Origin of the sequence: Alkalihalobacillus sp. AL-G (genome assembly GCF_030643805.1) — a bacterium.
Taxonomy (GTDB): domain Bacteria; phylum Bacillota; class Bacilli; order Bacillales; family Fictibacillaceae; genus Pseudalkalibacillus.
Map to the genome: position 1 here is coordinate 380,036 of NZ_CP094656.1, position 19,342 is coordinate 399,377.

Below are 19,342 nucleotides of genomic sequence, written 5' to 3' on the forward strand. Positions count from 1 at the left end.
TTTGATTTGGCATGGCTAGGATACCTCGTCATGTTTATGGCTTTACTTACATTTATTGCTTGCGCTATTCAAGGAAGTGGATTCCCCCGCATAATTGCACTCTTTATGATGGGCGTTGGAATTCTCTTAGAGTTTAATAAGGGATCAGGTATAGAGGGAATTAGCCAAGGTATATTATTAATTCTTCCCTTAATATGTTTAATCACCTTAACACCGCTTCTTTCCCTTCCACTAAAACTTGGTGGTTACATGGAAGCTGTTGGCGCTTTACTGCGGAACTTATTATATCAACCACGAAAACTTTTTGCGGGGATAACAACATCCCTATTTATTCTAAGTCCAGTATTAAGTTTGGGAACTGTTCGAATTATTGATGAATTTCTTACTGATTTAAAACTTCCTTCAATAATATATGCGAAAAGCTACCTTGTTGGATTCACTACTGCTATCATGTGGTCACCGTACTTTGCTTCTGTTTCATTAGTTCTTTATTACCTTAATATGCCAGTTGGCAATTATATTTTATTTGGAATAGGAATATCAATCATAGCATTAATCGTAGGTAATATTTTATTTGTAGTTTGGGAAAGGAATCATCCACTGTGGGAAAATACAGGTGAAAAACTTTCTTTGAAAAGACACCATCGAAATCAACTTATGAAGCTAGCTATCTTTGTTATTTTGGTTATGTTTATCTCTTTAACGATAGAGTATATTACTAAATGGTCGATGGTTGTTATTGTTTGTTTGATTTCTATTGCAATACCATTAGCATCGGGAGCGATAACAAAAAATCGGAAAAGTCTTCAATCTGAAATCAAGGTATATCGGGACAAAACCATTATTATGATGAACAATGAAATTATGTTATTCACAAGTGCTGGCTTGTTTGCCCATGCTATTCAAGGAACAAATTTTGCTAATATAATAAGTAACTTCTTATCGTCATTAGCATCAAAATCATTTTTATTGTTTGCGATAGCATTATTAGCACTTGTTTTAGTTGTAACTTTTATAGGTCTACATCAAATAGCCGTTATTGCGGCTTTGGCAATGCAATTAAATGCACATGAACTAGGAATAAGCACTCTCTCTTTAGCAATTCTACTATTGATTGCTTGGGCGATCTCTTCCGCTATAAGTCCTTTTTCTGGTCTAAATATGACGGTTAGCAGACTAGTGGGGATTTCAGGTGTTCATGTTGGACTTCGCGCAAATGGATTGCATTTATCAATACTTGCAGTTTTGGGTGTTAGCATAATTATGTGGATTAGATAAGGGAGTTGTCTAAAAGGGTAAAAACATAGCTCGTGTAGCGGTAGAAGAAGGAATCGTATCTGGTGGTGGAACAAACAGCGCTTGTAACCTATTAAAAGCGGTTCAAGCAATCGAAACTGAAGGTGACGAATCCACTGGTGTGAACATCGTTCTTCGTGCACTTGAAGAGCTGATCCGTCAAATCGCTCACAACGCTGGTCTTGAAGGATCCGTTGTTGTTGAACTCTTGAAAGGTGAAGGCGTTGGCATTGGATTCAATGCTTCCACTGGCGAGTGGGTAAACCTGATCGACGCTGTGCCTGACATGGGCGGAATATAGGGGGCATGATGTAATCTGCCCCGAAAAACTCTTACAATATAAGGATTTAAAGGACAGAGGTCAAACCTGTGTCCTTTTTTTAACATATTCAAAATCATTTTTCAGTTCGTAGTTTTATCAAAATCACCTTAACTTTTTTTGGTTGGATCAAAGGCAGTTTATTTGTACGTCAAATATACCAATGGATATATACACATTTTATGTACAAGCAGTATGTTTGTCCAAACACTCCTCTTGTTTTTTCATATTTATAAATGAGTGATAGTTTTATTACTCACTAAAAAAAAAGGGGTGAAATCATGGCCAGCACAAAATTGGTATATTTAAGAACTTTAATTGGTATTCCGTTGACAGAGCTCGTAATATGTGCAGAGGATCTTCTACTAACAAATGTAATTATCACTGCGGTAGGAAGAGATTGGGTTGAAGTCCGACAAGGTGGCTCGGGAGGAATTGGGACAGTTTGGATTCCTACACGAAATATTGGAGGGGTCATCATATAATTCAAAAAAATGAGACTCAGCAAGAGTCTCATTTTCAGTGATTTGGTCATAAAGCCTTTACCTTTAAAGAATTGGGAGCATATATTGTTTTTGAGACAACATTAAACTGTTTTCTCAAAGGTACTGGCTAAACTACTCCTATGAAAAGCGGGGATAACAATCCCTGCTTTTTGCTGTGCATTTTAGTTTTGCTGAAGATATTTCATTTGTTAAAAGTTTTTGAAAAACAATCAGACTAACATTTACCCAATTCATTCCCTCAAACGTAGAGCCAAAATTCTGGAAATATGCTACAATTAATTGTGAAAATTACAAATAAAGAAAACTTGGCTATCGACAAGCTTCGCGCAGGCGATACCTTAGTTGCACTTATACTATAGAAAGTATTTATACTTTATTAACGTGCTAACAAGGATTTTGTCAAGAAAGTTCGAATTTAATAGAATACAAGAAGAAATCGTTTGCACCAAGCTTTACAATACAAAAACCAACTCGAGGTTCAATAATAATGCGGGATGATTTTTAAGGGGGAGAAAGATAGGATGTCAGCTAACAAACTAAGATACGAAAAATATCATGCACAATTAGAAAAAGTAGTAGATAACGTTGAAAAGGTAATGGTAGGGAAACGTGAAGCGACTGAACTAAGCATCGTCGCTTTACTTACGAGTGGTCACATATTGCTTGAGGATGTTCCAGGTGTCGGAAAAACGATGATGGTTCGTTCCATTGCACAATCAATCGGCGCGAACTTCAATCGGATTCAATTTACACCAGATTTACTGCCATCAGATTTAACCGGTGTATCGATCTTCAATCAGAAAGAATCAGAATTTGAATTTCGTCCTGGCCCATTAATGGGGAACATCGTGCTTGCGGATGAAATCAATCGAACGTCTCCGAAAACGCAGTCTGCTTTACTTGAAGCAATGGAAGAGCAAAGTATAACGGTTGACGGAATCACGCACAAATTACCAGACCCGTTTTTCGTCATGGCAACACAAAACCCGATCGAATACGAAGGGACATATCCACTTCCGGAAGCACAATTGGATCGTTTCCTTTTAAAAATAAACATGGGTTATCCGACAGCGAATGAAGAGTTGCAGGTTTTATCACGAAACGAGCGACAACACCCGATTCACGAGCTTTCTGCTGTGATTGAATTAGAAGAGCTGCTAGATCTCCAAGAGCAAGTAAAGGATGTATATGTAGAGGAATCTGTTAAGCATTACATCATCGATCTCGTCAGCCGCACCCGAAAACATAGCGGCATTTACTTAGGGGTAAGTCCTCGTGGCTCGCTTGCGTTAATGAAAACGGCACAGGCATATGCATTGTTACTGAACCGGGACTACGTCGTTCCAGATGATATTAAGTATCTTGCACCGTACGTGTTATGCCACCGGGTGATCCTCAAGCCGGAAGCACGCTTTGACGGCTACACACCGGAAAAAGTGATCAGTGAGATCTTGGAACGTGCTACCGTACCTGTTTTAAGGGAAGAAAAAGTATGATCAAACAATGGATAGCTCGATATCGAACGATTTTTGGTATCGCTGGCATCCTATTATTACTTGCCAGCTCTTTTTCCTATGCGATGTTTCAAGGTGGTTTTGTCAGCTGGTTTTTGCTTTACTCGGTCGTGCCTCTCGTAGTCTATACATTTTTTATCGTTGCCTTTCGTTTAACGGCCATTTCAGTCGAACGACATGTTCAAAAGGATCATTTTATTGCAGGGGATACGATGGAGGTTACGATTTCACTCCATAGTAAAGTACCGCTTCCCCTCTTGTTTCTCGTTGTACAGGATGAACTTCCTACGTCTTTTATGAAGCAAGCGAAAGAATATGGAGACTACTACCAGTCTGAAACACGGGCACTACTGTTTCCGCTTTTTAAAAGGGACATTTCCTATAAATATATCGTAAAGCCAGTTCCGAGGGGTGTTTATCAATTTAACTCTATATCACTCGAGACGGGGGATTTGTTCGGGTTCATTTCAAAAAAAATCCACATTCCTAAAACAAAGACGATCCAGGTTTTTCCGAAGACACAGATGATTTCAGGGTGGAATATTTTCGAAACCCATCCATCTGGGATGAAGCGTGCAGGAAAGCAGGCACAGCAGGATTTCACCTCTGCGGTCAGTATTCGTGATTATACTCCGGGAGATAAGCTTTCTTGGTTGAATTGGAAAGCATCAGCACGCTCGAACAAGCTGATTACAAAGGTATTTGAAACGCAACGGAATGATGATTTTGTCGTGTTCCTCGATGGTAGTCATCCGGGCTACCAACGGAACGGGGAGGATACTTTTGAACGGGCAGTATCACTTTGTGCATCGATTCTTAAGCATTCAGTGAGCAAGGGAACCTCAGTTGAATTCCATACGGTAGCGAAGGATCATACGGAATTTTCGTTTCATTCAGGACAGGACTTTGAATCAAAGGTTATGTATCACCTTGCACGAATACAGCCAAATACAAGAACAGCACTCACGAGTATTTTGAAAAAGGAAGTTCATGAAATGTCTCGCGGGGTCTCCGTCCTCATTATCAGTCCTGATCTTTCTGATGCATTTGTCCATACGCTTGAACGAATGGCAGGAAACCAGGTCAAGACGATGCTTTTTTATTTACCGAAAAAACAACAGTTATCGAAGGAAGAGAAGCAACTATTAACTCGATTGCGTAGTCGTGAAATTGTTGTTTATCCGGTTCTCTATGATGACTTTAACGAAATAATAAAGGCGGGTGTTACCAATGCCTCGGGCTAATGAAGAACAAGGCTTTTCGATCGGATCCTTCTTGCTGTATATGCTCGGGTTCCTATTATTCTGGGAGTGGCTTCGCCCGCTTTCTACATTTACGGATACGGATTACCTATCTATTTTCGTGCTGTTTTCAGCATTTCTATTTACGTTGTCTTATTTTCAGCTTTCGTTTTGGATTGCGTTCCCGATCAAGCTGCTTGCACTCGGCTATGCCGTACATTCGATTTATTTTCCGGTTTCCTTTTTCGAGCTTGAATGGGTCGTTTATTTGGTTAAAGACCTTAAGGGAAGCCTCGTCCATGGACTGGATCGAGATTGGGAGGCAATGTCGGGACTAAGCCGAACCTTCTTATTTCTCGTGTTGTTATGGTTGATCAGTTATTTGATGCATTACTGGCTCATCCAAGCGCGACGGATCTTTTTATTCTTTTTAATCACCGTTTTATACGTGACAGTTGTGGATACGTTTACCGCTTATGATGCATCCATCGCGATTGTACGAACTGTGATCATCGGCTTTGTCCTGCTTGGGATTTTACGGTTTATTCGAATTATAGAATCGAAGGGCTTTAAGGTGTATCGCAGTCGATTTCCGCTCATGTGGATTGTGCCGCTTGCCATCTTAATCTCGTTTTCATCGGTCCTTGGATATATAGCTCCAAAAGCGGCTCCTCAATGGCCGGATCCAGTTCCGTTTATTACAGCGGTAGGCAGTCAGGCTGGTGAAGGGGAAGGGCTCGGCGGTGGAAATGGGATTAAAAAGATTGGCTACGGAACAAATGACAATCGTCTCGGCGGACCGTTTGTGTTTGACGATTCACCTGTTTTCATGACAACTGTTGAAGAGCTTCACTATTGGAGAGTTGAATCGAAAGAGGTTTATACGGGCTTAGGTTGGGAGACAACTCCGGCCGATCCACCAAGCCAGGAGGTAAACTCGCAAAACATTACACAAAATTCACCGAACGCTGTCATCTATAATGAAAACGTTCGAACGGAAGAATTGACAGCAAATGTCCAAGTGTTGAAACAAGGCCTTTATCCATTTATCGTGTATCCAGGTCAGATTCAATCGGTTGAAAGTGAAGAGGATCGTATTCTGCAGTTGAACACCGTTACAGGAAAGCTGATGACCTTTGAAGAAGCGAGTCCATCGGGTATACCAAATTACACGGTGAATTATAAGTATCCGGAATTTTCAGAAGCGATGCTAAGTTCAAGTGGTCAATCCTATCCAGAGGAAATCACTTCGCGCTATCTACAGCTTCCAGAGAATTTACCCGGTGAAATCAAAAAGCTCACTGAAGAGATTGTTGCCGATAAAACGAATCCTTACGAAAAAGCAAAGGCTGTGGAGCGATATTTTTCTGATGAAGGCTTCGCTTATGACACGAGAGAAGTAGCCGTCCCTGCGAGAGGTGAGGATTATGTAGCCCAGTTTCTCTTTGAAACGCAGCAAGGCTATTGTGATAACTTCTCCTCCTCAATGGCAGTCATGCTTCGTACGGTTGGCATCCCGACAAGGTGGGTAAAAGGCTTTACAAGGGGTGAGTACGCCGGAACCCTCGAGAACGGTGATCGGAAATATGAGATTACGAACTCGAATGCCCACTCCTGGGTAGAGGTTTACTTTGAAGGTGTAGGTTGGGTACCGTTCGAACCGACAAGAGGATTCAGAGATTTACCTAACTTTATTGATGACTATGAAGAGGAAGAGACAAACATCGATACTCCCGTTGAAGAGGAGGAAAAGGAAACCCCTGAGAAGAATCTTGAAGAAGGTGGAACTTCAGGATTTAGTCTTCCGTTCGATGTGAAAATGCTGTTAACTTGGCTCAAGTGGACAGCGATCACGGTCGTTTCAATTTTATTGATTGCAGCAGTGATTGCATTCTTGACACGTAAAAAATGGCTGAACAAGTTTTTCCTATGGCGGTATCAAAAGCGTCATGCAGATGAACATACATTTAATGACGCCTATCAACGGTTGCTCTGGCTATTACATCAATATGGCGTGAAGAAGCACCCTCACCAAACGTTACGTGAATATGCGATAGAAGTGGATCGTTATTTAGATACTGGGGATATGAAGCTGTTGACAAGAAAGTATGAACGCACACGCTACGGAAAACAGCAAACCATTGTCAACTGGAGCGATACGAAAGAATTGTGGGAAAATTTAATTAAAAGGATACGTGCTTGACCGCATGACAGACGCCTGTTAGAATAAATCCATATTTTGCACGAAACGACAGTATAAATACGACTCGCACGAATCAATGCTTCATTAAAATCAGTGCGCAAAGTATTATATGGATGATTTTTACTTCCTTCATATATGTCTGGGAATAGGGCCCGGATGTTTCTACCAGATCACCGTAAATGATCTGACTATGAAGGCAGGCTCTGTTATACATAAAAACGGGACCCTGCCTTCGTGCTGGTTCCGTTTTTTGTTGTTTTTAAAAGTAGATGGAAGCACATGCTTATACTAGGAAAGATCAATAGAGGGGTGGATTTTATGAATACGACTGAGGAAATGATTCTCGTACTTGACTTTGGAGGACAATACAACCAATTGATCGCAAGACGTATCCGTGACTTGGGTGTGTATAGTGAACTGCATTCGCACAAGATTACTGCAGAAAAGGTGAAAGAGCTTAATCCGAAGGGAATTATATTTTCCGGAGGACCGAACAGTGCCTACGCTTCGGATTCTCCTCGTTGTGATGAGGAGATTTTCGATCTCGGAATCCCGGTACTCGGTATTTGTTATGGGATGCAGCTTATGACGCACCATTTCGGTGGTAAGGTTGAAAAAGCGAACCATCGTGAATATGGAAAAGCAATGCTAGCCGTTCGGAATACAAACGACCTGTACCAAGGACTCCCAGAAGAGCAAACGGTTTGGATGAGTCATGGGGATCTCGTCATTGCTCCGCCAGAAGGCTTCCAAACTGATGTAACGAGCCCGTCTTGTCCGGTCGCAGGAATGAGTGATCCTTCCCGTAACCTTTACGGCGTACAGTTCCATCCAGAGGTACGACACAGTGAGCACGGTATTGAGCTATTAAAGAATTTTGTCATCGATATTTGTCAATGTGAAGCAATTTGGTCGATGGAGAATTTTATCGAAGACGAAATTGAGAAAATTCGCAGCACTGTTGGTGATCAGAAGGTGCTGTGTGCATTAAGCGGTGGAGTCGATTCATCCGTCGTTGCGGCTTTGATCCATAAAGCGGTCGGTGATCAATTGATTTGTATGTTCGTCGATCACGGCTTACTTCGTAAGGGAGAAGCCGATAGTGTAATGAAGACGTTCGGAGACTCATTCAATATGAACGTGATTAAAATTGAAGCGAAGGACCGATTCCTAGGCAAGCTAGAAGGGGTAAGTGATCCTGAGCAGAAACGAAAGATCATCGGAAACGAATTCATTTATGTATTTGATGAAGAAGCCGCTAAGCTAGAAGGGATCGACTACCTTGCCCAAGGCACCCTTTATACGGATATTATTGAAAGTGGAACCGACACTGCTCAAACAATCAAATCCCACCACAATGTGGGTGGACTTCCTGAAGATATGCAGTTCAAGCTGATTGAGCCGCTTAACACGTTATTTAAGGATGAGGTTCGTAAAGTTGGAACTGAGCTAGGTTTACCGGATGAAATCGTATGGCGTCAGCCTTTCCCAGGTCCAGGTCTCGGTATTCGAGTGCTTGGAGAGATTACCGATGAAAAACTGAAAATTGTTCGTGATTCGGATGCGATTTTACGGGAAGAAATTAAAAATGCCGGACTCGATCGGGAAATCTGGCAATACTTCACGGCTCTACCGAACATGCGGAGTGTCGGTGTGATGGGGGATGCGAGGACGTACGATTATACCGTTGGAATCCGTGCAGTTACGTCCATAGATGGTATGACCTCCGATTGGGCGCGTATTCCTTGGGATGTTCTTGAACTGATCTCTACTCGGATTGTCAATGAGGTTGATCACGTCAATCGAATCGTGTATGACATTACTTCTAAGCCGCCTTCAACAATCGAATGGGAATAATCGAACGTTCGCATAAATTTCCAATATAAATGTTCGTGTTTTCCTTGACGAACAGACAGAACACATTTACACTGATGATGGATGTTCAGAACGTTACGTTTTGGGACATGTTTTTAAAAGAATACTGATCAATCCACGTATAAATTCGGGAATATGGCCCGAAAGTTTCTACCAGGCTACCTTAAATAGCTTGACTACGAAGGATGAATAAAATGGATGGACCCCGTGTAAAGTATTAGTACCGGTCCCCTTATTATTTAACTTTGTTGTCTTAAGCTTCAGGTAGCTCACCTGAGGCTTTTTCTTTTGTGGTGGATAAGAGAGAAATCATTATTCACGTATAGAAAGTATAAAAATACTTTCTACAGTACAAGTGCACCTAAGGCTAGCCTACGCCAAGGCTTGGCCATACCAAGTTTACATTAAAGGGGAGTGGGGAAAATGAAACGTTTTTTTGGTTTCAACGAACATGGAACAACATACCGTAAAGAATTCATTGCTGGTTTGACTACATTTTTATCAATGGCCTACATTTTATTTGTAAATCCGCAAATTCTTGGTGAGGCGGGGATGGATAAGGGGGCCGTTTTCGTTGCAACAGCATTGGCTGCTGCAATCGGAACGATACTCATGGGTGTAATAGCGAACTATCCGATCGCATTGGCACCTGGTATGGGATTAAATGCATTCTTTACGTATTCCGTCGTTATGGTGATGGGAATCCCTTGGCAAACAGCTCTTGCTGGTGTTCTCGTATCTGGACTTATCTTTGTTGCGATCACACTATTGAAAATACGTGAAGCGATCATCAATGCGATTCCACAGGATCTTAAATATGCAACTGCATCTGGTATCGGGTTGTTCATTGCATTTATCGGATTGAAAAATGCGGGAATTGTTACAAACAATGAAGCAACGCTCGTTCAATTGGGCGATTTGACAAAAGCTAGCACTCTTCTTGCAATCTTTGGATTAATTGCGGTTATCGTATTAATGGTGCGTGGCGTTAAAGGCGGTATCTTTTATGGAATGGTATTGACTGCGATTGTTGGAGTCATTTTCCAGGTCATCCCTCTTCCAGGAGCGATTGTCAGTTCAGTACCGAGCCTTGATCCTATATTTGGACAAGCGATTATGCATGTTGATGAAATTGTCACACTTGATTTGATTGTCGTCGTCCTGACGTTCTTATTCGTTTCCTTTTTCGATACGGCTGGAACATTGATGGCAGTTGCGACTCAAGCAGGATTTGTTAAGGATAATAAGCTTCCTAGAGCAGGACGTGCTTTGTTGGCCGATTCCTCTGCGATTGTTTTTGGATCGATTTTAGGAACGTCAACGACTACAGCTTATATCGAATCGTCTTCAGGAGTTGCCGCTGGCGGCCGGACAGGCTTCACGTCAGTTGTAACAGCGGGATTCTTTGTACTCGCCTTGTTGTTTTCTCCTTTACTGGCAGTCGTGACACCATCTGTTACGGCACCTGTATTGATCATTGTCGGCGTGTTGATGGCATCCGTTTTAGGGAACATCGATTGGAAACGGTTTGAGATTGCGGTCCCAGCGTTTTTAACAATTGTATCAATGCCACTGACGTATAGCATTGCAACAGGTATTGCATTAGGGTTCATTCTCTACCCAATCACTATGATCGTAAAAGGGAATGGGAAATCCGTACACCCGCTTATGTATTTCTTGTTCGGAATCTTTATTTTGTACTTCGCATTCTTAGCATAAGAGATAGTTTAGGATTTCCGGCAGCCCTAAAAGAGGCTGTCGGAATTTTTTTGTTCCACGTTAAGAAATACGTTCTCAAGTAAAAAGGTAATTGCGAATCTGCTTTAGCCTAAAGGCTCTGCAATCACCGAGTTTTCTTTTAAAAAAGTAGTGTTAGTAAAAAAGTGCCATGCGTGGTCGATATATCGTACTCCGTGGTTGATATAACAAATTTCGTGGTCGATATATCGGGTTCCGTGGTTGATATATCGAGTCAAATGGTTGAATTACTGTTTATGAACTGTAATATTCACGTTTAAACGTATAAAAACCTTCGATTGGTCGTAGGTTTCATCTCCTAATTTAAGCAAAAATGACTTTAGGGAAGGTTTTACTCACAAAATTGAATGTTTTAAGTAGTCAAACTGAAAAGCAGCCTGATTTTCAGGCTACCTTTTCAGCTTCATGGGAGTGAGTCTTCCCGCTACAAAAGAAGCAAATGGAACCCCCATTACTATCGCAAAACAAATATGTACAAGGTCAGACATGATGCTCCATGGTACAAACAGGGTAAATACCAACTTAATCAGTTGAAGGAACCCGTAAAAGGAGAGTAGGAATATTAGAAAATATAAGATACGATACATAGGTTGTCCCCCATCCTTCATGCAACTATATTACTATGAAACTATTCATCAAAAATCTACAAAATCCTTTCTATTATGTTAAGAAGGTAGAAAAATCCTGCCTTTCTATATATTTTTTGAAAGATAGTGTTGACCGATATTTTATAAGGTGTTATATTAATAAACGTCGCTGTTGACAAAACAGTTGCACATGAAGCTCTTTGAAAACTGAACAAAAGCCAAGCGTGAAAATGGGTCTTTTTATTAAGAACCCTAATCAATTTCGATTTACATTTAATGAGCAAATCAAACTTCAACTTTATTGGAGAGTTTGATCCTGGCTCAGGACGAACGCTGGCGGCGTGCCTAATACATGCAAGTCGAGCGAACCAACGAGGAGCTTGCTCCTTTGAGGTTAGCGGCGGACGGGTGAGTAACACGTGGGCAACCTGCCTGTAAGACTGGGATAACTCCGGGAAACCGGGGCTAATACCGGATAACTTTTCTCTCTGCATAGGGGGAAGATAAAAGATGGCTTCGGCTATCACTTACAGATGGGCCCGCGGCGCATTAGCTAGTTGGTGAGGTAAGGGCTCACCAAGGCGACGATGCGTAGCCGACCTGAGAGGGTGATCGGCCACACTGGGACTGAGACACGGCCCAGACTCCTACGGGAGGCAGCAGTAGGGAATCTTCGGCAATGGACGAAAGTCTGACCGAGCAACGCCGCGTGAGTGAGGAAGGCCTTCGGGTCGTAAAACTCTGTTGTCAGGGAAGAACAAGTACCGTTCGAACAGGGCGGTACCTTGACGGTACCTGACCAGAAAGCCACGGCTAACTACGTGCCAGCAGCCGCGGTAATACGTAGGTGGCAAGCGTTGTCCGGAATTATTGGGCGTAAAGCGCGCGCAGGCGGTCTCTTAAGTCTGATGTGAAAGCCCACGGCTCAACCGTGGAGGGTCATTGGAAACTGGGGGACTTGAGTACTGGAGAGGAGAGTGGAATTCCACGTGTAGCGGTGAAATGCGTAGATATGTGGAGGAACACCAGTGGCGAAGGCGGCTCTCTGGCCAGTAACTGACGCTGAGGCGCGAAAGCGTGGGGAGCAAACAGGATTAGATACCCTGGTAGTCCACGCCGTAAACGATGAGTGCTAGGTGTTGGGGGGTTCCACCCTCAGTGCTGACGTTAACACATTAAGCACTCCGCCTGGGGAGTACGACCGCAAGGTTGAAACTCAAAGGAATTGACGGGGGCCCGCACAAGCAGTGGAGCATGTGGTTTAATTCGAAGCAACGCGAAGAACCTTACCAGGTCTTGACATCCTTCGCTACTTCTAGAGATAGAAGGTTCCCCTTCGGGGGACGAAGTGACAGGTGGTGCATGGTTGTCGTCAGCTCGTGTCGTGAGATGTTGGGTTAAGTCCCGCAACGAGCGCAACCCTTGATCTTAGTTGCCAGCATTCAGTTGGGCACTCTAAGGTGACTGCCGGTGACAAACCGGAGGAAGGTGGGGACGACGTCAAATCATCATGCCCCTTATGACCTGGGCTACACACGTGCTACAATGGATGGTACAAAGGGCAGCAAAACCGCGAGGTTGAGCGAATCCCATAAAGCCATTCTCAGTTCGGATTGCAGGCTGCAACTCGCCTGCATGAAGCCGGAATTGCTAGTAATCGCGGATCAGCATGCCGCGGTGAATACGTTCCCGGGCCTTGTACACACCGCCCGTCACACCACGAGAGTTTGTAACACCCGAAGTCGGTGGGGTAACCTTTTGGAACCAGCCGCCGAAGGTGGGACAGATGATTGGGGTGAAGTCGTAACAAGGTAGCCGTATCGGAAGGTGCGGCTGGATCACCTCCTTTCTAAGGAGTCCTTTTAGGACATACACGTCTTGAGCTTTTGTTCAGTTTTGAATGAGCTTTATTCAATAGAAGTGCTTTTGCACCTGCGTCTGTAAGCAATGCTTTGAAGGGGGCTTCCTCGGCGCATGGCAGCAAGGAGTTTTTCGAGTAGTTGCCATGTTCAGTTTTGAATGAGCTTTTTATTAAAAAGATTTGTTTGGGCCTATAGCTCAGCTGGTTAGAGCGCACGCCTGATAAGCGTGAGGTCGGTGGTTCGAGTCCACTTAGGCCCACCATTTACATTACAACCAAATATTTCGGGGCCTTAGCTCAGCTGGGAGAGCGCCTGCCTTGCACGCAGGAGGTCAGCGGTTCGATCCCGCTAGGCTCCACCATTAACCTATTAACATCTGTTGGTAGGCTTTTTTGTGTTCAAACACATTGTTTTTTAAAGTGGAAGTCCCACCACACGGATAACAGTTTTTGGCATAAAAATGAAGAAACGAGATTAACTCGTTTCCTCGTATTAGAAATTGGTATGGTCGCCGCCGCCGTGTTGGCTATTGTAGTAATCGCTTTTATCTTGTGTGGGTTGGTTTTGTCCTTGATTGACATCGGGTGCCTTCGCTCCATTCTTTTTATCAAAGTACAAGGCGATCCCAATCACAATACATAATGGAACGAGTAATAGTAACCAAATCATAATGGTAACCCCTCTCTTTAATGTGACCTTTTTTAATCAAATCTGAAGGATTGTGCTAATCTCATGATTTCTTCTTTTTCAAGTGTCGGGGTGTGGAGGGTAAGCATGTAGGAGTGTGTTTCGTCAACTGGATAGATGAAGTAAAAGCGTTGGATGACGTCCATGGATTTAATATGCTCGATAACAAATCGTGTTTGCTCATTATGCCAGTCACTCATGATTTGGTCTTGATGCAGGCCACCTTCAAAATTCGGTATGACATGTTCATTGAAATAGTCTGTACCGATATACGTGAGTGTTCCGACATTTTCCCCATCTTCAATAATTGTCCATTCATCCGAATGTTCACCTGCAACGGTCTCATAAGCTTGGTCTCCGATATCCTCAAAAGTAAAAGAACTCGATTGTTGTGAACTTCCACAGGCAGTTAAAATGAATAGCAACAACACTGAAACTCCTGTTAAGAACGAAGCTTTCATTGCACACCTCCAAAACGTTTTCTTCTACTATATATTTTATTATACCAAATATCGGTAATTCATGGTGTTGAGAATGAAATTCCTCTTTAAAATTGGGAATTTACCCCCTTGAAAATTCTTAATATTTCCATTCTTTTTCTTTCGATTAGTTTCGTGCTATGCTAGGAACAATCAAAATTTAAAAGCAGCCTTGGAGGGTTGGATGGCCATGCTTGAAAACAGTTTTTCATTAATTGCAATCATACTGATCATCAATGTTGTTTATGTATCGTTTTTTACGGTCCGAATGATCTTAACACTGAAAGGACAACGCTATCTTGCAGCGATTACCAGTGTCTTTGAGGTTGTTGTTTATGTTATCGGATTGGGCATTGTATTGGATAACCTGAATGAGATCCAGAACTTGATTGCCTATGCGATTGGTTATGGTCTTGGTGTTATCGTTGGAATGAAAATTGAGGAAAAGCTTGCTTTAGGCTATATTACCGTTAATGTAATCACGAAGGAGTTTGAATCCGATATTCCAAATTCATTGCGGAATCGTGGTTACGGTGTTACACATTGGCTTGCAGACGGCCGTGAAGGTCCGCGATTGATGATGGAAATCTTAACCTCTAGAAAATCTGAACATGATCTATACAATAATGTAAAAGCACTTGATCCAAAAGCGTTCATGATTTCCCATGAACCAAAAGCCTTTTACGGCGGGTTCTGGGTCAAAGCTATTCGGAGGTAGGGCTAGATGGACAAGAAGCCGAAGAAAAAGAAATTTGAAGTATTGGAAAACGAAGAGATTGGCGATTGCCTCAAGCGAATGAGGCAGGAAGGATATGTGCCTGTCCGAAGAATGGAAGAGCCAGTCTTTCAGGAAGTGAAGCAAAATGGTAAGAAAGAGGTAGAACATCTACGGCAAAGGATCATATTTGAAGGCGAATTACAGTAAAACACGAACATTAGTAACGAAAATATTTACAATGTTCGATTTTTCGTTGACACAGGCGTTTTTCCGTTGTTACAATATAAAAGAAACAGCAATCCTCATATAATCTTGGGAATATGGCCCATAAGTTTCTACCTGACAACCGTAAAATTGTCGGACTATGAGGGAAAGCGATCGGTTTGCTCACTTAAGAAAGTATTTGATTGGAGCGATGCCCGGGATTTATTGTGCTTTCTCATGTCCAAGGAGAGAGGTATATATAAATCCTGGGCTATTTTTATGAAGTAAATTAAATAAAAAATGGAATTTAACACATAAACGACGAAAGGCTTGGTGGAGAGATGGAACCGTTAGTTGGCGTAATCATGGGAAGTACGTCGGACTGGGAGACGATGAGACATACGTGTGATGTGTTGGATGAGTTAGAAATCCCGTATGAAAAAAAGGTTGTATCCGCACACCGTACTCCAGATCTTATGTTTGAATATGCAGAACAAGCAAGAGGACGAGGCATAATGGTGATTGTTGCCGGAGCGGGAGGAGCAGCGCACTTACCTGGAATGGTAGCTGCTAAGACGACATTGCCTGTCATCGGTGTTCCGGTTCAATCGAAAGCGTTAAACGGACTAGACTCCTTACTTTCAATCGTGCAAATGCCTGGCGGAGTTCCGGTGGCGACGGTTGCGATCGGAAAAGCAGGAGCAACGAACGCGGGATTACTCGCAGCACAAATTTTGGGAACGACTATGGAAAAGGTTGCCTCCGCTCTCCAAAAACGTCAAGAAGAACGTCGACAAAAAGTAATCGAAAGCAGTGGTGACTTGAAATGACGAAACCAATTGTACCCCCTCAAACGATCGGAATTTTAGGAGGCGGACAGCTTGGGCGGATGATGGCGATTGCGGCCAAAGAAATGGGCTTTAAAATTGCAACCGTGGATCCAACGAAAGGCTCACCTTGTGGATTGCTGGCGGACATTGAAATTGTTGGCGATTATGCGAGTGAGGAAGCGCGAAATAAACTTGCTGAAGTAAGCGACGTCATCACGTATGAGTTTGAAAATGTCGATCTTGATACAGCACGCTGGCTTGAAGAAAACCACCACCTTCCACAAGGGAGCAACTTGTTGAAAGTGACACAGAACCGTGCAGAGGAAAAGGCGACGCTTGAGGCGATTGGCGTGAAAGTGGCACCTTATGAACTCGTTTCAAACGAGGCACAACTCAATACGGCACTTAGGAAAATCGGTTATCCGTCGATTTTAAAAACAATAAGAGGTGGCTATGATGGGAAAGGACAAGTCGTCCTTGATACTCCGGAACATATCGAACTCGCTCATCAATTGATTGAAGGCGGGACACCATGTGTTTTAGAGGAAAAGATTTCGTTTATCAAAGAAATCTCAGTCATTGTTGCACGGAATGTATATGGAGACGTCGAGACCTTCCCTGTCGCAGAGAACATTCACCGCGATAGCATTTTATATGAATCGGTTGTACCGGCTAGAATTTCAGATGAAAGTATTGAAAAGGCACGATCCCTTGCGATCCAAATTGCTGATGGATTAGATCTGGTTGGGACGTTAGCCGTGGAAATGTTCTTAACGGACGACTCGGGTATTTACATTAACGAACTTGCGCCGAGGCCGCACAATTCAGGACATTATACGATTGAAGGCTGCGTATTCTCTCAATTCCAACAACACATTCGAGCGATTTGCGGGTGGAAGCTTGGAAAACCGACTTTAGTAAAGCCGAGCGTAATGGTCAACCTATTGGGAGAAGAAGCGCATCACATATTAAACGTTGCACCACTGTTCGATAATGTCCATCTCCACCTTTACGAAAAAAAAGAAGCGAAGAAAAAGCGGAAGATGGGGCATTTTACGATCATCGACGATTCATTGAATGCTGCAGTGGAAAAGGCTGAAACCATCGCGAAGAACCTACAAAAACATATCCTGGAGGAAGTTAAATGATTGAACGTTATACACGACCTGAAATGCGAGAAATTTGGACTGAGGAAAACAAATTCAAAGCTTGGCTTGAGGTAGAAATCCTTGCTTGTGAAGCGTGGGCTGAGCTTGGGGACATTCCGAAACAGGATGTCGTGAAGCTCCGTGAAAAGGCTTCGTTTGACGTAAATCGGATCCATGAAATCGAAGAACAAACTCGCCATGATGTCGTTGCTTTTACAAGAGCAGTGTCGGAAACGTTAGGTGAGGAACGAAAATGGGTCCATTACGGGCTGACGTCCACAGATGTCGTGGATACGGCTCTTTCACATTTGATCCATCAAGCGAACGATATTTTACTAGAGGACATTGAACGGTTTGTAGAGGTTTTAAAGGAAAAAGCACAGGAGCATAAATATACGGTGATGATGGGACGTACGCACGGTGTTCATGCCGAGCCGACGACCTTCGGATTGAAGATTGCCCTCTGGTATGAGGAAATGAAGCGAAATCTTGAGCGATTTAAACAGGCGGCAGAAGGAATACGTTACGGAAAGCTTTCGGGAGCTGTCGGTACGTTCGCGAACATCCCGCCGTTTGTCGAGCAATATGTATGTGAACAGCTTGGCCTTAACCGTGCACCGATCTCAACACAAACGTTACAGCGTGATCGCCATGCACATTACATGTCGACGTTGGCCTTGATCGCAACTTCAATTGAAAAGTTCGCAACGGAAATTCGCGGACTTCAGAAAAGCGAAACACGTGAGGTCGAAGAGTTTTTCGCAAAGGGTCAAAAAGGTTCATCCGCTATGCCGCATAAGCGTAATCCGGTCGGATCGGAAAACATGACAGGGTTAGCACGAGTCATTCGTGGACATATGGTGACATCGATGGAAAACGTAGCGCTATGGCATGAGCGTGATATTTCACACTCTTCAGCAGAACGGATCATCATTCCAGACAGCACGAGCCTACTGAATTACATGCTGAACAGGTTCTCGAACATCGTGAAAAATTTGACGGTCTATCCGGAAAACATGAAGCGGAACATGTCCCGCACATACGGGTTGATTTACTCGCAGCGCGTGCTGTTATCACTTGTTGATAAAGGCTTAAGTCGTGAGGAAGCATATGACCTCGTCCAGCCGAAAACCATGGAAGCATGGGAAAAGGGCATCCAGTTCAGAGAATTAGTCGAAGCGGAGCCACGCATCACAGAAATGCTGACAGCAGATGAAATCGATGATTGCTTTGATTACAACCATCACATGAAGGAAGTTGACAACCTTTTTAAACGTGTTGGATTAGAATAACGACTTGATCGATCTGAAGGAGGAGCATAAATGGAGAAACGAGCACTGCTTTATGAGGGGAAGGCGAAACACATATACGAAACGTCTGATCCGGAGGTTGTTTGGATCGAATACAAGGATGAAGCAACCGCATTCAACGGTGAGAAGAAGTCAACCATCGATGGCAAAGGGAAGCTGAATAACGTCATTTCATCCCTATTGTTTGAAGTGCTTCACGATAAAGGGATTGAGTCACATTTTATAAAAAAGCTTTCGGACACTGAGCAGCTGGTGAAAAATGTTCAGATCATTCCGCTTGAAGTGGTCGTCCGGAACGTCGCAGCAGGCTCACTCGCCAAACGCCTTGGCATGGAAGAAGGGGAAGTGCTTCCGGAGCCAATCGTTGAGTTTTACTACAAAAATGATGATCTCGGCGATCCACTGTTGACGAAGGACCACATCCGTATCCTTGGACTCGTCGAGGAGACAGAACTTTCCTTGCTGCGACAGAAGGGATTAGCTGTGAATGACGTATTGGTGCCTTATTTTAAAGCACTCAATATCGATCTGATCGACTTTAAGCTCGAATTCGGAATTGATTCGGATGGTGAAGTCCTTCTGGCTGATGAAATTTCACCAGATACATGCCGCCTGTGGGATTCTGAAACGAAGCAAAAGCTTGATAAAGACGTCTTTCGAAGGAATCTTGGAAGTTTGACTGAGACGTACGGGCAGTTGTTAGAGAGATTGACGTAAAGCAGTCTCGAAGAAGCGTTTCTGGCAAGATCGATTGGTAGATTTAACAGTTTCGCAGTTAATTTTTGATCTTCGCAGATAATTTCTG

At 43.1% G+C, this 19,342-nt stretch carries 15 protein-coding genes, 2 tRNA genes, 1 rRNA gene, 1 pseudogene and 3 riboswitches; of the genes and pseudogenes, 17 read left to right on the forward strand and 2 right to left on the reverse strand.

Translation table 11 applies throughout. The annotated features are described in order from the left end of the window. Positions 1 to 30 precede the first annotated feature (30 nt). The 11 genes and pseudogenes from MOJ78_RS02010 (at position 31) to MOJ78_RS02060 (ending at position 13,522) form a co-directional block, all read left to right on the forward strand. Positions 31 to 1,278 (forward strand): TRAP transporter large permease subunit, encoded by a 1,248-nt coding sequence (locus MOJ78_RS02010; protein WP_304979563.1) that lies wholly within the window; start codon positions 31 to 33, stop codon positions 1,276 to 1,278. Positions 1,279 to 1,300: 22 nt separating this feature from the next. After that, positions 1,301 to 1,570, forward strand: a pseudogene (locus MOJ78_RS02015) (TCP-1/cpn60 chaperonin family protein); the annotation flags it as partial. Between the two features lie 326 nt (positions 1,571 to 1,896). Further along, positions 1,897 to 2,100 (forward strand): hypothetical protein, encoded by a 204-nt coding sequence (locus tag MOJ78_RS02020; RefSeq protein ID WP_304979564.1) that lies wholly within the window; start codon positions 1,897 to 1,899, stop codon positions 2,098 to 2,100. Positions 2,101 to 2,642: 542 nt separating this feature from the next. Continuing rightward, positions 2,643 to 3,617, forward strand: coding sequence for an AAA family ATPase (locus MOJ78_RS02025; protein WP_304979565.1), 975 nt, complete (start codon positions 2,643 to 2,645; stop codon positions 3,615 to 3,617). Continuing rightward, positions 3,614 to 4,879 (forward strand): DUF58 domain-containing protein, encoded by a 1,266-nt coding sequence (locus MOJ78_RS02030; protein WP_304979566.1) that lies wholly within the window; start codon positions 3,614 to 3,616, stop codon positions 4,877 to 4,879. The genes MOJ78_RS02025 and MOJ78_RS02030 overlap by 4 nt, the downstream gene beginning before the upstream one ends. Then, entirely contained in the window at positions 4,866 to 7,079 is a 2,214-nt protein-coding gene (locus tag MOJ78_RS02035) for a DUF4129 domain-containing transglutaminase family protein (protein ID WP_304979567.1), read from the forward strand. The genes MOJ78_RS02030 and MOJ78_RS02035 overlap by 14 nt, the downstream gene beginning before the upstream one ends. Positions 7,080 to 7,188: 109 nt before the next feature. Beyond that, positions 7,189 to 7,290, forward strand: a riboswitch (purine riboswitch). Between the two features lie 107 nt (positions 7,291 to 7,397). Continuing rightward, positions 7,398 to 8,936 carry a glutamine-hydrolyzing GMP synthase gene (gene guaA / locus MOJ78_RS02040; protein WP_304979568.1) on the forward strand — a complete coding sequence of 513 codons (1,539 nt, stop codon included), beginning with the start codon at positions 7,398 to 7,400 and terminating at the stop codon, positions 8,934 to 8,936. A 115-nt stretch (positions 8,937 to 9,051) separates the two neighbouring features. Further along, positions 9,052 to 9,153: riboswitch (purine riboswitch) on the forward strand. Between the two features lie 224 nt (positions 9,154 to 9,377). Continuing rightward, complete coding sequence (locus tag MOJ78_RS02045) at positions 9,378 to 10,673, forward strand: NCS2 family permease (RefSeq protein WP_304979569.1); 1,296 nt, start codon at positions 9,378 to 9,380, stop codon at positions 10,671 to 10,673. A 924-nt stretch (positions 10,674 to 11,597) separates the two neighbouring features. Further along, positions 11,598 to 13,148: ribosomal RNA gene (locus MOJ78_RS02050) — 16S ribosomal RNA — on the forward strand. A gap of 198 nt (positions 13,149 to 13,346) precedes the next feature. After that, positions 13,347 to 13,423 (forward strand) — tRNA-Ile (locus MOJ78_RS02055). A 23-nt stretch (positions 13,424 to 13,446) separates the two neighbouring features. Next, a tRNA-Ala gene (locus tag MOJ78_RS02060) sits at positions 13,447 to 13,522 on the forward strand. Positions 13,523 to 13,653: 131 nt separating this feature from the next. On the opposite strand, the gene MOJ78_RS02065 is transcribed toward MOJ78_RS02060, so the two are convergent. Both MOJ78_RS02065 and MOJ78_RS02070 read right to left on the reverse strand, forming a co-directional pair. Beyond that, the gene (locus MOJ78_RS02065; protein ID WP_304979570.1) at positions 13,654 to 13,830 is read right to left on the reverse strand and encodes a hypothetical protein; all 177 of its coding nucleotides are present in this window, start codon (positions 13,828 to 13,830) and stop codon (positions 13,654 to 13,656) included. A gap of 32 nt (positions 13,831 to 13,862) precedes the next feature. Continuing rightward, on the reverse strand, positions 13,863 to 14,309 hold the full coding sequence (locus tag MOJ78_RS02070; RefSeq protein WP_304979571.1) for a hypothetical protein: 447 nt from the start codon (positions 14,307 to 14,309) through the stop codon (positions 13,863 to 13,865). 208 nt (positions 14,310 to 14,517) lie between these two features. On the opposite strand from MOJ78_RS02070, the gene MOJ78_RS02075 reads away from it, so the two are divergent. The 6 genes from MOJ78_RS02075 to purC all read left to right on the forward strand — a co-directional run bounded on the left by MOJ78_RS02075 (position 14,518) and on the right by purC (position 19,254). Then, on the forward strand, positions 14,518 to 15,045 hold the full coding sequence (locus MOJ78_RS02075; protein ID WP_304981161.1) for a DUF2179 domain-containing protein: 528 nt from the start codon (positions 14,518 to 14,520) through the stop codon (positions 15,043 to 15,045). 6 nt (positions 15,046 to 15,051) lie between these two features. Next, on the forward strand, positions 15,052 to 15,252 hold the full coding sequence (locus MOJ78_RS02080; protein WP_304979572.1) for an NETI motif-containing protein: 201 nt from the start codon (positions 15,052 to 15,054) through the stop codon (positions 15,250 to 15,252). A gap of 75 nt (positions 15,253 to 15,327) precedes the next feature. After that, positions 15,328 to 15,430: riboswitch (purine riboswitch) on the forward strand. A gap of 160 nt (positions 15,431 to 15,590) precedes the next feature. Beyond that, positions 15,591 to 16,079 (forward strand): 5-(carboxyamino)imidazole ribonucleotide mutase, encoded by a 489-nt coding sequence (gene purE / locus MOJ78_RS02085; protein ID WP_304979573.1) that lies wholly within the window; start codon positions 15,591 to 15,593, stop codon positions 16,077 to 16,079. After that, positions 16,076 to 17,227 carry a 5-(carboxyamino)imidazole ribonucleotide synthase gene (gene purK / locus MOJ78_RS02090; protein WP_304979574.1) on the forward strand — a complete coding sequence of 384 codons (1,152 nt, stop codon included), beginning with the start codon at positions 16,076 to 16,078 and terminating at the stop codon, positions 17,225 to 17,227. Before purE ends, purK begins: the two co-directional genes overlap by 4 nt. Then, positions 17,224 to 18,519 carry an adenylosuccinate lyase gene (purB, locus tag MOJ78_RS02095; protein WP_304979575.1) on the forward strand — a complete coding sequence of 432 codons (1,296 nt, stop codon included), beginning with the start codon at positions 17,224 to 17,226 and terminating at the stop codon, positions 18,517 to 18,519. The genes purK and purB overlap by 4 nt, the downstream gene beginning before the upstream one ends. A gap of 30 nt (positions 18,520 to 18,549) precedes the next feature. Beyond that, a complete protein-coding gene (gene purC / locus MOJ78_RS02100; RefSeq protein WP_304979576.1) occupies positions 18,550 to 19,254 on the forward strand; it encodes a phosphoribosylaminoimidazolesuccinocarboxamide synthase in 705 nt (234 codons plus the stop codon). The last annotated feature ends 88 nt before the right edge of the window (positions 19,255 to 19,342 follow it).

Bases quoted from the DNA above. Each gene is read 5' to 3' on its own strand.
- MOJ78_RS02065 (WP_304979570.1), bottom strand. From the start codon at position 13,830: ATGATTTGGTTACTATTACTCGTTCCATTATGTATTGTGATTGGGATC.
- MOJ78_RS02035 (WP_304979567.1), top strand. From the start codon at position 4,866: ATGCCTCGGGCTAATGAAGAACAAGGCTTTTCGATCGGATCCTTCTTG.
- MOJ78_RS02075 (WP_304981161.1), top strand. From the start codon at position 14,518: ATGCTTGAAAACAGTTTTTCATTAATTGCAATCATACTGATCATCAAT.
- purE (WP_304979573.1), top strand. From the start codon at position 15,591: ATGGAACCGTTAGTTGGCGTAATCATGGGAAGTACGTCGGACTGGGAG.
- MOJ78_RS02080 (WP_304979572.1), top strand. From the start codon at position 15,052: ATGGACAAGAAGCCGAAGAAAAAGAAATTTGAAGTATTGGAAAACGAA.
- purB (WP_304979575.1), top strand. From the start codon at position 17,224: ATGATTGAACGTTATACACGACCTGAAATGCGAGAAATTTGGACTGAG.
- MOJ78_RS02010 (WP_304979563.1), top strand. From the start codon at position 31: ATGTTTATGGCTTTACTTACATTTATTGCTTGCGCTATTCAAGGAAGT.
- guaA (WP_304979568.1), top strand. From the start codon at position 7,398: ATGAATACGACTGAGGAAATGATTCTCGTACTTGACTTTGGAGGACAA.
- MOJ78_RS02070 (WP_304979571.1), bottom strand. From the start codon at position 14,309: ATGAAAGCTTCGTTCTTAACAGGAGTTTCAGTGTTGTTGCTATTCATT.
- purK (WP_304979574.1), top strand. From the start codon at position 16,076: ATGACGAAACCAATTGTACCCCCTCAAACGATCGGAATTTTAGGAGGC.
- purC (WP_304979576.1), top strand. From the start codon at position 18,550: ATGGAGAAACGAGCACTGCTTTATGAGGGGAAGGCGAAACACATATAC.
- MOJ78_RS02030 (WP_304979566.1), top strand. From the start codon at position 3,614: ATGATCAAACAATGGATAGCTCGATATCGAACGATTTTTGGTATCGCT.
- MOJ78_RS02045 (WP_304979569.1), top strand. From the start codon at position 9,378: ATGAAACGTTTTTTTGGTTTCAACGAACATGGAACAACATACCGTAAA.
- MOJ78_RS02020 (WP_304979564.1), top strand. From the start codon at position 1,897: ATGGCCAGCACAAAATTGGTATATTTAAGAACTTTAATTGGTATTCCG.
- MOJ78_RS02025 (WP_304979565.1), top strand. From the start codon at position 2,643: ATGTCAGCTAACAAACTAAGATACGAAAAATATCATGCACAATTAGAA.